11 protein-coding genes are annotated in these 15,096 nt (G+C 50.6%); 6 read left to right on the forward strand and 5 right to left on the reverse strand.

Features of this window, described 5'->3' with window-relative positions; translation table 11 throughout:
• Window position 1: 1 nt before the first annotated feature.
• Window positions 2-628 (reverse strand): RdgB/HAM1 family non-canonical purine NTP pyrophosphatase, encoded by a 627-nt coding sequence (rdgB, locus tag BK816_RS02750; RefSeq protein WP_071163818.1) that lies wholly within the window; start codon window positions 626-628, stop codon window positions 2-4.
• Window positions 629-697: 69 nt separating this feature from the next.
• On the reverse strand, window positions 698-1,498 hold the full coding sequence (gene rph, locus BK816_RS02755; protein ID WP_071163819.1) for a ribonuclease PH: 801 nt from the start codon (window positions 1,496-1,498) through the stop codon (window positions 698-700).
• A 54-nt stretch (window positions 1,499-1,552) separates the two neighbouring features.
• Here rph and nudC point away from each other — a divergent pair, with 54 nt between their 5' ends.
• Together nudC and BK816_RS02765 are read left to right on the forward strand one after the other, a co-directional pair.
• Window positions 1,553-2,545 (forward strand): NAD(+) diphosphatase, encoded by a 993-nt coding sequence (gene nudC / locus BK816_RS02760; protein ID WP_071163820.1) that lies wholly within the window; start codon window positions 1,553-1,555, stop codon window positions 2,543-2,545.
• Between the two features lie 91 nt (window positions 2,546-2,636).
• Window positions 2,637-4,643: an ATP-dependent DNA helicase UvrD2 gene (locus BK816_RS02765; RefSeq protein WP_236842347.1), complete on the forward strand. Its 2,007-nt coding sequence runs from the start codon at window positions 2,637-2,639 to the stop codon at window positions 4,641-4,643.
• On the opposite strand, the gene BK816_RS02770 is transcribed toward BK816_RS02765, so the two are convergent.
• Window positions 4,644-5,684, reverse strand: a complete 1,041-nt coding sequence (locus BK816_RS02770) for a hypothetical protein (protein ID WP_071163822.1) — start codon at window positions 5,682-5,684, stop codon at window positions 4,644-4,646.
• A gap of 149 nt (window positions 5,685-5,833) precedes the next feature.
• Here BK816_RS02770 and BK816_RS02775 point away from each other — a divergent pair, with 149 nt between their 5' ends.
• Window positions 5,834-6,787 (forward strand): D-alanyl-D-alanine carboxypeptidase family protein, encoded by a 954-nt coding sequence (locus BK816_RS02775; RefSeq protein WP_257786291.1) that lies wholly within the window; start codon window positions 5,834-5,836, stop codon window positions 6,785-6,787.
• Between the two features lie 5 nt (window positions 6,788-6,792).
• Here BK816_RS02775 and BK816_RS02780 read toward each other — a convergent pair whose 3' ends face one another.
• The gene (locus tag BK816_RS02780) at window positions 6,793-8,406 is read right to left on the reverse strand and encodes a zinc-dependent metalloprotease (RefSeq protein ID WP_071163824.1); all 1,614 of its coding nucleotides are present in this window, start codon (window positions 8,404-8,406) and stop codon (window positions 6,793-6,795) included.
• A 161-nt stretch (window positions 8,407-8,567) separates the two neighbouring features.
• On the opposite strand from BK816_RS02780, the gene BK816_RS02785 reads away from it, so the two are divergent.
• Window positions 8,568-9,710 carry a YlbL family protein gene (locus BK816_RS02785; RefSeq protein WP_071163825.1) on the forward strand — a complete coding sequence of 381 codons (1,143 nt, stop codon included), beginning with the start codon at window positions 8,568-8,570 and terminating at the stop codon, window positions 9,708-9,710.
• A 38-nt stretch (window positions 9,711-9,748) separates the two neighbouring features.
• Here BK816_RS02785 and BK816_RS02790 read toward each other — a convergent pair whose 3' ends face one another.
• Complete coding sequence (locus tag BK816_RS02790) at window positions 9,749-10,315, reverse strand: PPA1309 family protein (protein ID WP_071163826.1); 567 nt, start codon at window positions 10,313-10,315, stop codon at window positions 9,749-9,751.
• A 95-nt stretch (window positions 10,316-10,410) separates the two neighbouring features.
• Between BK816_RS02790 and BK816_RS02795 the strand changes: the two genes are divergently transcribed.
• Window positions 10,411-13,563: a UPF0182 family membrane protein gene (locus BK816_RS02795; protein WP_071163827.1), complete on the forward strand. Its 3,153-nt coding sequence runs from the start codon at window positions 10,411-10,413 to the stop codon at window positions 13,561-13,563.
• Window positions 13,564-13,728: 165 nt separating this feature from the next.
• A complete protein-coding gene (locus tag BK816_RS02800) occupies window positions 13,729-15,057 on the forward strand; it encodes an arginine deiminase (protein WP_071163828.1) in 1,329 nt (442 codons plus the stop codon).
• The last annotated feature ends 39 nt before the right edge of the window (window positions 15,058-15,096 follow it).

Raw genomic sequence — 15,096 nt, forward strand, 5'->3', positions numbered from 1 at the left:
GTTATAAGAGCTCAGCAATCTTTGGGGCCAAAGCTCGGAAGGCTCGACCTCGATGCGAAATCTGATTCTTTTCTTCCGGGGGAAGCTGCGCCATCGAACGGTAATCGCCCTCGGGAGCAAAAATTGGGTCGTAGCCGAAACCGCCCTCACCAGTACGCTCAAACAGGAGCGAGCCCTTCACTTCACCCAACTCGACGAACTCCTCGCCGGAAGGCAAAACCAAAGCGGCAGCAGCCACGAAACTAGCCTGACGATGCTCAGGAGCAATATCGGCTAACTGGGCCAACAATAGGTCCAGATTGGCGTTATCGTCACCATGATGTCCACACCAGCGGGCCGAGAAAATCCCGGGAGCACCACCAAGCACCTCGACACAAATTCCAGAGTCGTCAGCAATCGCAGGCAAGCCAGTCTGCTCAGCTACTGCTCGCGCCTTCAACAAAGAATTCGCAGCGAAAGTAACCCCATCCTCGATCGGTTCAGTCAAATGTAAATCAGCTGCACCAATCAACCAATCCGCTTCAAAGCCAGGAATCGCCTGCGCTAAAATCGTCCGCAGTTCCCCAACCTTATGAGCATTATGGGTGGCCAATACTAACTTGGCATTACCCAACGATAAGTCAGACATCAAATCACTCCTTAAACCGGTTTTTAAAGGCCGCTCACCGCCTAAAGCGGCAAAATCTAAATGTCTTACTCAGGCTTCTGAAATTGTGCCGTTGGCGCTATCCCACACCACAGTAGTGCCAGGAGCTGCCGCCAAAGAAGCCTGCTGCAAACGGGCCAAATCAGCATTACCAGCAGTAGCCAAATCCAAAAGCGCATTCAGCTCATCACGGTTAAACGTGCCATGTTCCGCAGTGCCCTGCACCTCAACAAACTGGCCGTTACCGCACATCACCACATTCATGTCAGTGCCAGCAGTAACATCTTCGGTGTAAGGCAAATCGAGGCAAGGAACACCATCAATAATCCCAACTGAAATTGCAGAAACGCTATCAGTTAGTACCCGCTTGCCGGCAGGTAAAATACCATTTGCCTTCGCGTACTCGACCGCTTCCGCCAAGGCCACATAAGCGCCGGTAATTGCGGCAGTACGAGTACCGCCATCAGCTTGCAAAACATCGCAGTCCAAGACAATTGTGTTTTCACCCAACGCTGCCATATCAACTACTGCACGCAAAGAACGACCAAGTAGGCGAGAAATTTCTTGGGTGCGGCCACCCACCTTTCCCTTCACCGATTCACGCTGATTACGAGTTGAGGTAGCCCGCGGTAGCATGGCGTATTCGCCAGTTACCCAGCCTTCGCCGCTGTCCTTCTTCCAGCGAGGTACGCCCTCGGTAAACGAAGCAACACAAAGCACACGGGTATTACCAAACTCGACCAAAACAGAGCCTTCACCAGCCTGCTGCCAAGAACGAGTAATCCGAATCTGACGGAGCTGATTAGGGGTACGGCCATCTACACGGGAATAATTGTTTTCAGTTTCACTCATGACTTTAGGTTACCTTGCTAGAGCGAATGGTGGCGACTGCGGTAGTTTAGAAGTGTGAAAACTACAGCGCCAGCAATCGAAACAGATAAAAACCTGCCAGCACATGACGAAGAGTTCCTCGCCAAGCTAATAGAAGAGCCGAAAGTTACGGCTGTTCTTGCCGGTCCGCGAGGAACCTACTGGTCGCCACTAATCATGGCCGAGCAGGAAGAAAATGCTGAAATAAAGACGGAAATTGGCGACGACGATCTATTCGTCACAGTTTCCGGCAAGCTCGCAGTTCAGTGTCTGCGAGCCGGCAAAGGCGCCTGGCTAGAAGGCCCAGCTAGCGAGGCCACCATGTTTTTACCTGCGCCAGAAGTCATGGACGCCCTCGGTCTGCCAGCAAGTGGATTGAGTCGATATTCCGAAACTGGGGCGCAACAAGACGACCTCGATCGGGGCATGCTCAATCGTGCTCTTGCGCTCTATGCTTGGCAGGAAAATGCTAAATATTGTGAGCGATGTGGCGGTGCGTTGGAACTAGTCCTTCTGGGCTGGGCAAAGACTTGCCCGCAGTGTGATCGCATAGTCTACCCTCGGACAGATCCTGCGATGATTGTTGGGGTGCACGATCTTGAAGGACGCCTCCTTTTGGCGAACAATGCCAACTGGGAACCTACCCGCTACAGCTTGCTGGCTGGTTATACCGAGGCCGGTGAAACCGTCGAAACAACGGTCTGGCGTGAAATCGGTGAAGAAGTGGGGATCGAACCAACCACACTTGCCACCTTGCAATATTTGGGATCGCAAGTCTGGCCACTACCACGTTCTCTCATGCTGGGATACCGGCTCAAACTGGAGCTATCAGCTCAGGAAGCTGACCAGATCATTAAGGTCGATCAAAAAGAACTGCGAGACGCTCGATTCTTTACTCGCCAGGAGTATTTGGATGCGGTCAAGAGCGGGGAAGTGACCACCCCAAGCCAGGTCAGTTTTGCTTACAATTACATCACTTCGTGGCTTTCGGACGAGGATCTTTATCTTCCTTGGGAAGAGGAAGACTAGCTCCTTTAGGCAAGCTATTCACAGGCGTGAGATTCCCCAACCAAGCGGTTCATAACTAGGGAAATCTGGCCGTGCATGACACACTATCAGGGTGGAAAAACTTAGCCCAGATGATTTACTGCTAGCCCTCGATGCGGAGCAACGACAAGTCGCTCAAAGCACCTCTGGGCCAGTTTGTGTGCTCGCTGGTGCTGGAACCGGTAAAACTAGGGCCATTACTTACCGGATCGCTTATGGCATTGCCACGGGCGCTTTTAACCCCAACCAAATTTTAGCGGTGACATTCACCGCCCGAGCAGCCGCTGAAATGCATCAACGACTAGTTTCTTTGGGAGCGCCTCGGGTCCAAGCGCGCACTTTCCACAGTGCTGCCTTGCGTCAGTTGCGTTATTTCTGGCCTCATGCCATTGGTGGCTCTATGCCACAGATACTTGAACACAAAGTTTCTTTAGTATCTTCATGTGCTAAGCGTTTAGGCCTCAGCTCTGACAAAGTCTCCATTAGGGATTTCGCTGCTGAAATTGAATGGTCTAAGTTTTCCCTAATCTCGCCCTCGGATTATGCGGCAGAAATCGACAAGCGAAAGCGTCCCGTGCCTGGGGATCTCAGCGCTGAAAAAATGGCCAAGCTAATCTCGCTTTATGAAGAAAGCAAGCATACTGCTGGGGTGATTGATTTCGAGGACGTTTTGCTACTAACTATTGGCATGATTGAAAACCGTCCCGATATTGCCCAAAGAATTCGTGAGCAATACCAGCACTTTGTGGTGGATGAGTATCAGGATATTTCGCAGCTTGGTCAACGACTGCTAGATGGCTGGCTCGGTGGTCGTCAAAACCTTTGTGTGGTTGGTGATCCTGCCCAAACGATTTACTCGTTTGCAGGGGCCTCCTCGAATTATTTACAGAACTTCACTGTCAAGTATCCTAACGCCAAGAAAATCGTTCTTAATCGCGACTATCGATCTACTCCCCAAATCGTTTCAGTAGCAAATACTGTGGTAGCCGGCTGCGGAAGAGAAGTAGTAAAGCTCCGTTCCCAATTGCCCTCCGATGCGGCTGTGGCTTTCGAAAGCTATGCAGACGAAGCAGAACAAGCATCGCAAATAGCCGCCCAGATTAAACGTTTGCAAGCACAAGGCACATCGCTGAGCCAGATCGCGATTTTGCTACGGACTAATGCGCAATCGGCGTCATTTGAACAGGCCCTCGAGCAAGCAAAGATTAGCTATCAACTACGCGGTGGGGAGCAGTTCTTCCAGCGGCAAGAAGTTATGCGAACAGTCCGTGCTTTTGTTTCTACCGCCCTTGGTGCAGAGCAAGTTAGTGCAGCTGAATTAATGAAAGAGTGTGCCTCTGGTAATGGCTGGACTCAAACAGTGCCCGCTCAAGGTGGCGCCTTACGTGATCGTTGGGATGCTTTACAATCGCTGGTCAACTTGGCTCAGGATCGTGACGCCGAGGGGGTTAGTCTCCGGGCGGTGGCGCAAGAACTTCAAGATCGAATTGAAGCCAAGCATCCACCGGCACTTGAAGCGGTAACGATTGCGACCTTACATGCCGCTAAAGGCCTGGAATGGGAAGCAGTATTTTTACCTTCCTTAGTTGAAGGATTGATTCCTTTTTCCTTGTCGAAAACTTCAGAGCAAATTGCGGAAGAAAATCGTCTGCTTTATGTTGGGGTGACTCGTGCCAAACGACTGCTCTATATGAGTTACCATCGTTTCCGGGAAGGGACTCGTGGCAAACAAAAGCGTTCCCGCTTCTTACAGAAAATTTGGCCTGCGGAATTAGACCAGCCAGAAAAGAAATCGAGCGCGAGCTCAAAAACTCGTAGGAAAGTGGCTCAAAAAGCTTTTTGGGATGAGTCAGATGATGCGACCATCGCTCGATTTGAAGCTTTAAAGGCTTGGCGGACCAAAGTACATTTAGAAATCAAGAAACCGGCCTACACCATTTTCGCTGACGACACTTTGCGTCACATTGCCCAACTTGATCCGGATTCCCTTACTGCCTTGGGGCAAGCTCGGGGAGTGGGCAATGTGAAGCTGGATATGTGGGGCGAAGAAGTACTGGCGGTTTTGCAAAATTGCCGATAGCTAGCGCTTTAGTTCTTGTCCGACTACCGGATCATGAGTGCAAAAGGAAAAACGCTGACATTGACATGATGGATGGGCCTGCCAAAAAGAATGCTGGATTTGTGTATCGTACGTAGGAATATACAACTGGGTGCCGATTGGAACTTGGTTTCGATTATCTAGGAAATCAAGAACTATGCGGACGATGAATCCAGCAGCCGTAGCTAGCGTGGCACTATCTATCGAGGGCGGATTAGCTCTCGCGAATGTGCCTTGTAGTGCGTCAGCAACGATGGGCCAAGCACTATCAAGATCAGTCTTATGCAAATCGATGCATTGTGGACAAGGGCCCAGCGCCGGATGGATTAAGGGGCCGACGCTTAAACCCATTTCGGTGTAAGTAACCATAAGGAAGGGCTGGTCATCAACCGCTAAGAGTTTTGCGAGAGTAGCGGGAAAAGAACCGGCAGAAATTATGATGCTCAGATCGTGAGTGGGGTAGTTGATACTACGATTTTTAGGCAAGTAATTTCTAAGGAAATCACCGATCGTACCCATTCGACTTTGGCCGTAGGAATGGGCACTAAAAGGGAAATGCTCGAAGGCTTGGATCGAGGGCGGTTCCAACATTTTGCTGACCACCACATTGCCGATTTCGGCATTTCCTAATAGGGCCGCCACCAAAGTGCCTAAACTATTTGCCCCAAAAACTTGGACACTTTTATCTTTCCGTCTTAGATAGCCTGACTGGTGTCCGTCCAGTCGAGCGCAAAGCATTTGCTCAGCGCTAGCTGCATTTTGGCGAAGCGGATCAGATTCGAGTAAACCATGCTGATCTAGAATCTCCAATAACTCCGTTAAACGTTCTTTACTTACGCCCAAAGCCTTGCGGTGACGTTCAAAACGCGAAGGGGAGTAGCGGCGACTTAGCCAGTCTAGCAACGCCTGCTCGTTCCAAGTTAAACCGGTCAAAATCACGCCATACTTTGGATCACTTCCAATTTGTAACTCACCATTTCTGCGGCTTATTACCGGCAGGCCAGCTCTCAATTTTGGCTGCATGATTCCTCCTTGACGATTTCTGCCTAGTATGTCAAGAAGCTAGGCGAATCTTCGTTTCTCCTATTGACGTTGTGGATAACTTTTGCGGGGAAACAACTGTCCCGTTAATCCATTTGGAAACAAAAGTTCAAAGTGAGAAAATGACCCACATGGGTGAAAACATAAGCAGCAGTGACTATCGCGCTAGAAGGCAATGGTGGATTGTCTTTTTAGTGCTAGTCCTAATAGGTTTTGGAGGACTAATCTATTCGCTTTGGTTCGAAACCACTAGCTCGAAATCAAACCCGCGGGATGCTGCTGTTCCCACCACAAGTTCTTTTGAGATCACAGCTACAGCTGGTTTGGCTGCCTCCTTGGACTCTGGCAAAATCCTATTTAGTAAAGAGACTCAAACCGAAGTTGCACCTGCCTCCCTAGCCAAATTATTCGTGGTGGAGTACGCCATGAGTGTGCTTAAAAACCTAGACTCCGTAAAAGTCGGGGCAGAACAGGCCTTAGTGCCAACGGGTGCCTCTAAAGCCGGTCTCGTACCCGGTCCTTATTCCGCACGGCAGTTGGCCAGAGCTTCACTGATTCCTTCGGGTTCAGATGCCGCCTACGCTCTTGCGGCAGGAGCTGCTCGAAAACTTGGTGCTAAAGGTGATGCCCAGGCACAGGTCGATTTCTTCATGGAAAAGTTGTCTACGCATTTGAAAGAACAGGGCTTTAAAAATACTACGATCGCCGAGCCCTGCGGTTTTCTTCCCGGTTCGACGACTACCGCAGAAGAAGCCCTAAAAATCACCCGCCTAGCTTTGCAAAATACTTTGATTAAGCAGATTGTGCAAAAACCAACTCAGAAGCTTTTCCAACCAGACGGTAAGGAACTGGTTATGCGCAATACGAACAAGTTCTTAGACCAGAGCAGCGAGTTCTATCAGCCGAATATCAAAGGCGTAAAAACGGGATCGCTGGAAGGGCTTAACAACCTCATATCTTGGTATCAAGCAGACCAAAAAGCGTACATTTTCGTAGTTCTTGGTGCGAAAACTGATGAAGATCGTTACCGTGATACCCAAAAACTCATCGATCAGGTAAAAAACTTACCTCAGGAACAGAAGTAAACCGACTAGTCTTCTTCTGATTCTTCGTCTAAAGCTTGTTCTTGCCGAGCCTTTAGGTCGCCTTCCGAATCGGTTTGTGGGGAAAGACCTTGGGCAAACGGCAAGGTACCAGCCAACATTTGTGCTAGTTCTTGATCCATTTCGTCTGCCAGCTCTTCACCGGTAGTCAAACGGTTAACGAAATCGGTTGGATTTTCCAAATCTTCACCCGTCGGCAAGGTTGAAGGATGCGCCCACAAAGCATCACGTTTCTCCGCACCTACTTGGGTGGTGAGCATACCCCATAGATTTGTTGCTTCTCGAGGACGCTTGGGTGACAGAGTTAGACCAACTAGCTGAGCGAACAGCTTTTCGGCAGGAGAGCCGCTAACGCGACGGCGGCGCATCATCTCGTCTAGCGCCATGGCATGACTTAGGTGAGGCAGACAAGCCTGCAAGCTGACCTCATTCACCCAACCTTCAATCAAGGCCAAAGTATGCTGGATGGTGGTCAGACGCTGTTCTTGCTCGCTCGAAAGCTGCGGGCTAAACATACCTGATTCCATTGCTTCACGCATAGCCATCGGATTTGACATGTCAATTTGCTGCATGTCTACTTCTAAGGTTTGCACATCGACTTGGATCTCTTGCGCAAATTCGGTAAAAGCACGAAGAATATGGTTGCGAAGCCAAGGAACAGCCGCGAATAGTCGGGCGTAGGCATCTTCCCGAACGGCTAAGAAATGAAGCACTTCTTGGCTGGGAATGTCCAATCCTGCTTCAAAATCATGAAGGTTTGGCACTACCAAGGCGACTTCACCAGCTTGAGACATGGGCAGACCCATCGAGTTAAACCCGAGTGCTTCTTTCGAAAGCTCCGCAATCGCGCGACCAATTTGAGCAGTGAAGAGCCCGTTACTCATTCGCTTTATGAACTTCAAGAGGGGAGAGAAAGCAGCTTGGCCTTCGCCGCCTTGACCAAATAGCTGTCGAAGCGGTTCCGGAAGGTCTTCGGGCGAGACATCATTGGGTAAGGCTGAACCCATCGCACCTTCCATCGCCCGATTAACATTTTGCGCAACTGGCTGGCAAAGCTGCATAAAAGTTTTTTCTGAATGTGAAATCCAATCACGACGTCGCCAAGCCCCTGGTTTGAGAGGAGCTGGAACGAGGTCGGTAACCGCATCCAACCAAAGCGAGCCAACTTGGAGTGCCTGCTTAACCTGCGCGTCTTGCGCCGCGGTCAAGGTTGGGTCCTGCACATTGGCAATAGCAAGCTGAGCTTGTCGTTCAACCGCAGACCAGTTAATCACGCCATCATCACTAGTGGCATCACTTGGGAACAAACTGTTGAGTAGGGGATTACCGCCGAAAGAGAAACTTTTAATCTCAGCGGAGGGACCAAACAAACTTTGGAGCATATTACGTAGCTCAGGAGGTAATTCGGCCTCGGACTGGGATTCAGCAGATTCGTCCTCGGATTGCTGATCCTTTGCATGATTCGCATCCTGAGTTTGAGCGTTAAGACGATCAAACATTGCTTGCGGATCAAAAGGCACTTTGCCGCCAAGCATCTGCTCTAGCCACCGTTGGAACTCTTTGGGGTCAGAGCTATCAAAAGGATTAAAATCGGCTGACATTAAGTCTCCTATATCGGGAAATATCTAGTATAAAAATACCCTGTTTTCCCATAAAAATACAGTTAATTGACCCTAGGGCGAAACCAATACTCGCTTCGCCAGAAGCTCAGAAAGCCTAAACCCGATACCGAGTGAGGCTAATAAAGTGGCACAATAGTGTCGTGCAAGAATCTCAAAATAACTTTCAGAATATTGAAACCGCTCCAAAAAAGAAGGGGCGCTGGCAGACTCGACTAGCTAAAAGTGTTTCCCTTTTTGTCCTCATTGGGGCCTTGGCATGGGCTTTATTCTTGCACGGTTACCCCTACGTAATCGAAACCCCCGGCCCCACTTTTAACGTGTTAGGCAAGATCAACAGCAAACCATTTATCGAAATCAAAGACCACCCTTCGCATCAGATTGAAGGTGACGGTCAGATTCGAATGGTTACTGTCGGCTTGAGAGGCGGTCCAGGAACTGAACCAGTCTCGGGTATCGAGCTAATAACCGCTTACTTCCAGCCGTCCCAAAGTATTCACCCTTATGCGCAACTATTTGCTCCCGAAACGACGGGGGAGCAAGAGCGTAAAGCACAAAAGCAATACATGGATTCATCCATGGATCTGGCACGTGCCGCTGCCCTAACCGAGCTTAACATTCCTTTCGAAAGCGACATTATTGTTCGCGGAGTTTCCGATAAATCGGATGCTAAGGGAAAGCTAGCCGAGGACGATAAAATCATTGCCTTGAAAAACGGGGAAAAGAATTACCCCTTGGCCTCAACTGCGGATCTCTACCGTGCTTTGAAAGACATCGCCCCGGGAACTCCGGTCGAAGTAACCAGTGAAAACAAAGCGGGGGCCAAAAAGGTCTCAGAAATCAAAACCATGAAACGACCTGACGGCAAACCTGGTTCCCTCTTCGGCATTTTCATCTCCACCGATTTTAGATTCCCATTCCCCATTCAGGTAAATGTTTCAGAGAATATTGGTGGTCCTAGCGCCGGTACGGCCTTCGCCCTCGGCATTATTGATCATCTAACTGACGGGGCACTGGCTGGCGACCAAAAGATTGCCGTCACCGGTACCATCGCTCCAGACGGAGTAGTCGGTGAAATCGGTGGTGTCCTGCAGAAGGTTTACGGAGCTTCTGCCGATGGCGCCAAATGGTTCCTAGCTCCAGTTGGAAACTGTAAGGAACTGGCCAATGCCAAACTGCCCAAGGGAATTACTCCCGTCCAGATTTCTACCCTCAAGGATGCTCGCGATACCGTCCAGAAAATTGCCAAGGGCGACACCGATCAACTGATCAAGTGCCACCCTTAGCAAATACAGTTAACTTGCATAAGCAGTTAACTTAAAGGCTAGGCCTCATCTGGGGCAAAAGTTGCTAATAAGGCCTCGGTTAAGTCAGGGAACATATCCGAACCTTGTGCGACTGAATCGGGATTATCCAGTTTTCGCGAACGCAAAGCGCACCAAGTCTTTCCCGTGCGGGTCGCGCCAGCAACCAAACGGAACTCTTCACGATCTGGGTGGTTTGCGTAAAACTCTAAAGCTGCTTGCGGATCTTCGGGAGCTTCAGCTTCGGCCTGCGGAGGAACACTAACGCGCTCGAGGCAAACGGCCATGCCGGCCACCTGTTCGGGCCAAGCAAGTTGGGCCAAAGTTTCTTCCAAGTCAGCCAAATTCAAATCAGGTTGAGCGACTGCGGTCAAATGTTCGCTATTAGCGGCCACCTGGGTCTCAAGCTGTTCGCGCAGGTTTGGCAGCAGCTCCTCGCCCTCGGCCAACAAATCCTTACTTGGAACCAGCGCATAGGCGGTAGCTGGCAGATCCCAGCCATTTTTCGCAGCTTCAAGTTCAATCTCTAAAACGACCTGTGCCAACGCAACATGTTGGGGGTCGACTCCTAACGATGCAATATCCATAGGGTCATTTTCCCACGTCTGGACTAGATGACCAGTAGGCAAGGCGCTTAAAATCTGTCACAATTGCAGTTCCTAGCAATTAAAGAGAGGTAAACGTGACAAATATTCCCTGGTTCGATGGTGGACCCACCCCAGATCCTGAATCGCAAGGCGGTTCTGGGCGACCTCCACGTACACCGCGCCAACAAGTTCCATTCTCCGCAGACGATATGGTAAAGGGTCTGAAGAACCCCTTTACTTTGTTGCTCATTGTGGTGGGCCTTTTTGCCGCGTTCGTCTATGCCATGTCCTCGGTTTGGACCAAAGTACTCTGGTTCAACCAGCTAGATTACGCCTCGGTCTTCTGGACTCAAGTAATCGCCATGGGTGGGCTTTTCCTGCTCGGTCTAGCCTTACAAGCCGGCAGCCTTTGGGCTTACATGCACTTTTCCTACCAGGCAATGGTGAAGAAAGGTGCCAAGCTCAACTCTGATCTTGGCGGCTACAAAAACCTAATCGAGGGACGTCCCGCATTAATCTTCATCGGGGTACCAATTTTGCTTGGTTTAAGCACTGGTACCTCGTTTATGTCGCAATGGCGAGATGTGCTCTTGTGGTGGAATCAAGCAAGCTTTGGGGAAACTGACCCAATCTTTGGACACGATATCGCTTTCTTTGTCTTCACCCTCCCGGTGCTAAATCTCTTTATCAGCTACCTCTTACAGTTCCTCGTCCTCGGCCTGATCGTAGGCGTGATTATTCACTACCTTTACGGTGGAATTGTGCTTTTCCCCAAGCCGCGCGTACAAAAAGTCACTCGCGTGCAGGTGGGACTAACCGCGGGGGCAATCGCCCTCGTCTATGGCGCCAAAATGTGGGTAGAACGTTACTCCTTGCTGGCGCAAAAGAATAACAACGCACTTGGGGTAGACGGCGCACTTTATCGCGAAATTAACGCGCAGCTACCAGTCCAAACTATTCTGGCTATTACTTGTGTGATTGTTGCGGTCATGTTCGTGATTGCTGCTTTTAAGGGTACTTGGAAACTTCCTACGGCTGCATTGGTGGTACTGATCGCCTCTCAGCTAGTGGTGGGTGGAATTTACCCCTCGTTGATCCAGCAATTTAAGGTTGTGCCAAACGCGCAAGCCTTGGAATCGCCCTATATTCAACACAATATCGATGCCACTTTAAAGGCCTACGGCATGGAGAAAATCGACTACACGACCTCCAATGCCACCACCACAGCTACTGCCGGGCAGTTGCGTCACGACTCCGAGTCAACCACTCAGATCCGATTGCTAGATCCTAATATCGTTTCGCCTACTTTCCGTCAGCTCCAGCAGAACCGTTTGTACTACACCTTTGCCGATCAGCTTTCGGTTGACCGCTACCAAATTGATGGCGAACTACGCGATACGGTGATTGCCGTCCGTGAACTAAACCAGAAGGACTCGGCCTCGGAACAGCGTAACTGGGTTAACGACCACACCGTTTACACTCACGGTTTTGGTGTCGTCACCGCTTACGGTAACACTGCCAATGCGGATGGCCGTCCAACCTTTAGCGAACACTCGATTCCGTCTCAAGGTTTCCTCGGCGATTATGAACCACGAGTTTACTTCGGCGAAAACATGCCCGATTATTCCATCGTGGGTGGACCTAAATCAGATGGAAAAACTGGCCAAGAACTTGACTACCCAGACGATAAAGTCGAGGGCGGTCAGGTGAAAACCACCTACCAAGGCGATGGTGGCCCCTCAGTTGGTAACTTCTGGAACAAGCTACTGTATGCGATCAAGTTCCGTTCCACAGACTTGTTCTTCTCTGACCAAGTGAACACGAAGTCTCAGATCCTCTACGATCGTAATCCTGCAGATCGTGTCGCCGCAGTGGCACCTTATTTGACACTCGATCGTAAGCCTTACCCGGCCGTAGTCGATATGGATGGTGATCCCAAGACTCCTAAGCGCTTGGTATGGATTGTTGATGGCTACACCACTTCGAACGCTTACCCTTATGCCCAGCATGAAGCAATCGAGGACGTAACCGCTGACTCCACCACCGGCGGGGCCATGATGCATACGACTCGCGAAGAAATTAACTACATTCGCAACTCGGTCAAAGCCATCGTTGATGCCTACGATGGCAAAGTTACGCTTTACCAGTGGGACGAAAAGGATCCGATTCTCTCTTCTTGGATGGGAATTTTCCCAGGCAAGGTAAAGCCGCTTTCGGATATTAGCGGTGATCTGATGGCCCACTTACGTTACCCCGAAGATCTCTTCAAGTTGCAGCGTAATCTTTTGGCCACCTATCACGTGACCGAAGCTGCAGACTTCTACACCGGTGGTGACCGTTGGAAGGTACCGGATGATCCGACCGTTAACGTGGTTGAAGGTGCTAAGCTGCCGACTCAGCCACCGTACTACTTGACTTTGAAGATGCCTGGTCAAGAATCTGCTCAGTTCTCCTTGACCTCGGTTTATGTCCCAGGTGGTTCTTCTAAGCGTGAAGCCATGGCTGGTTACATTGCCGTTGATTCGGAAACTGGTAACCAAAAGGGCAAGAAGCGCGAAGGCTACGGCACAATTCGAGTAATGGCTCTGCCCTCATCGACCACGGTTCCTGGCCCTGGACAGGTCCAAAACAACCTTTCGTCTAACCCAGAAGTTTCTAAGAGCTTGAACCTTATGAACCAGCGAGGTTCAGAAGTGGTTCGAGGCAACCTCTTGACCCTACCGGTTGGCGGTGGTCTGCTCTATGTGCAGCCAGTTTACGTACAGTCAAGTTCCGGCACTGCCTTCCCACTTTTGCGTTCAGTACTGGTTGGCTTTGGTGACAAGGTAGGTTTTGCTCCGACTCTGGCTGAGGCATTGGATCAAGTATTCGGCGGTAACGCTGGAGCTGAAACCGGTGACCAGTCCAATGTGGGTAAGTCTGATGAACTACCTGGTACTGACGGACCAGCACCAAGCGCACCAGTAGTTGGAAACACTCCAGAACCTGGCGCTCCATTGCCAGCTCCAGCGGTCCCGGCTCCTAGTGGTGACCTCAAGCAGGTACTGCAAGAAGCCAAGCAGGCCATGGATGATTCGGCCAAGGCCATGCGCGAAGGAAACTGGACTTCCTACGGTGAAGCTCAAAAGCGCTTGCAAACCGCCCTCGAGCAAGCTGTCCGTCTACAGTCCGGTGAAGGCACAAACAGCAACCAGCCTGCGGTCCCGAAGGGGACCACGGCACCAACCGCTGAAGGCGGTCAAAAATAGTCCGTCTAGCTATTTAAGCTAAGCGTGTAATTGGCGAAAAGCCAACTTTAGGCCCGCGAGTTTTCAAGGCTCGCGGGCCTAAACGTTTATTTATGCAAAGGCATGCGAATGACTTTTTCGATTTCGGTAGTTATGGTACGAACTTAAGCAGACGAGGAGGATCTTGTGAGTTTTTCAGTTAAAAACGAAGTTGGACAGCTTAAGACTGTCATGGTGCATCGACCCGGTCTCGAAATGAGCCGACTTTCACCTAGTAACAAAACTGAGCTGCTCTTTGATGACGTACTCTGGCTCAAACGTGCCCAAGAAGAACACGACAAGTTCTCCCAAAAAATGACCGATCAGGGCGTCGAGGTGCTGCACTTCCAAGAGTTACTGGCAACTTCGCTCGAAAACCCGCAGGCCCGCGAAGCAGCACTCAAACACACTTTGATTCCGAGCCAAATCGATCCGCGTTTGCACGATGGGGTAGAAGAACACCTCGCTGAGCTCGACTCTACTGAACTAGCTGAAAAACTCGTAGCAGGGATTAGCGCTAGCGAATATGCTCCTCTGGTCGGTGCAGACCTGCCCGATGATGCCCAGCTTTTCGGCTCCATGGTTTTGGCATGTTTACCAAACCATCTATTCATGCGCGATAGTTCAGCTTGGTACTACGGCTATGGAGCGGTTAACCGGATGTCTCGTCCGGCCCGGTGGCGCGAGGCCCTCCACCTGGAACTTATTTATCGTTTCCACCCCCGATTTGCACAAGGCGACTGGAAACGAATCGAACCTTATGTCTACCCACTGGACAAGGAAACCGAAAAGCAGCAGGAGCAATACCTAGATGGGCTAGTTCGCCCCACAGAGCTAGGAGATAACTGGTTACCTCAGCATGCTCCGGATGATGCGATTTTTGACTTCCCTGAGGCCAGTTTGGAAGGCGGTGACGTTCTCGTCCTCGGTAACGGGGCCCTAATGATCGGTATTTCAGAACGTACCACCTTTGCTGGGGTGCAAGCATTAGCGCAAAATCTCTTGGCCGACCCCACCGTGAAAACTGTTTTGGCCGTACGTCTGCCGCATGCCCGCGAGTTCATGCACCTTGATACGGTAATGACCATGGTTGACTATGACTCTTTCATCGCCTATCAGGGCCTAGGTATGGCACCAAGTGTAGCTATCACTCGCGGGACCAATGGACAGCTGCACTATCTGTTTGACGAGGGCGAAGGATTCTATGACCAGATCGCTCGCGCACTTGAGGTGCCCCAGATTGAGGTGCTTGTGCCATTCGCTGATCCACTTACTGCCGAACGTGACCAGTGGAATGATGCTTGCAACCTATTAGCTTTGGCTCCACGCAAAGTTATGGCCTACGAACGAAATGAGGCTGCTAACCAGTTCCTACGTGATCGTGGGATTGAGGTACTCGAAGTGGCTGGCTCTGAACTTGGTCGAGGCCGTGGTGGCCCGCGCTGTATGACTTGCCCGGTTGACCGAGACGAATAATCTGGTCGATTAGGGACCTTCCCGCACAAGGTTATCGCC

The organism is Boudabousia tangfeifanii, assembly GCF_001856685.1.
In the GTDB taxonomy this organism is placed as follows: domain Bacteria; phylum Actinomycetota; class Actinomycetes; order Actinomycetales; family Actinomycetaceae; genus Boudabousia; species Boudabousia tangfeifanii.

Coding starts and splice junctions, on each gene's coding strand:
- rdgB (WP_071163818.1), bottom strand. CDS start 628: ATGTCTGACTTATCGTTGGGTAATGCCAAGTTAGTATTGGCCACCCAT.
- rph (WP_071163819.1), bottom strand. CDS start 1,498: ATGAGTGAAACTGAAAACAATTATTCCCGTGTAGATGGCCGTACCCCT.
- BK816_RS02770 (WP_071163822.1), bottom strand. CDS start 5,684: ATGCAGCCAAAATTGAGAGCTGGCCTGCCGGTAATAAGCCGCAGAAAT.
- BK816_RS02775 (WP_257786291.1), top strand. CDS start 5,834: ATGGGTGAAAACATAAGCAGCAGTGACTATCGCGCTAGAAGGCAATGG.
- BK816_RS02780 (WP_071163824.1), bottom strand. CDS start 8,406: ATGTCAGCCGATTTTAATCCTTTTGATAGCTCTGACCCCAAAGAGTTC.
- BK816_RS02790 (WP_071163826.1), bottom strand. CDS start 10,315: ATGGATATTGCATCGTTAGGAGTCGACCCCCAACATGTTGCGTTGGCA.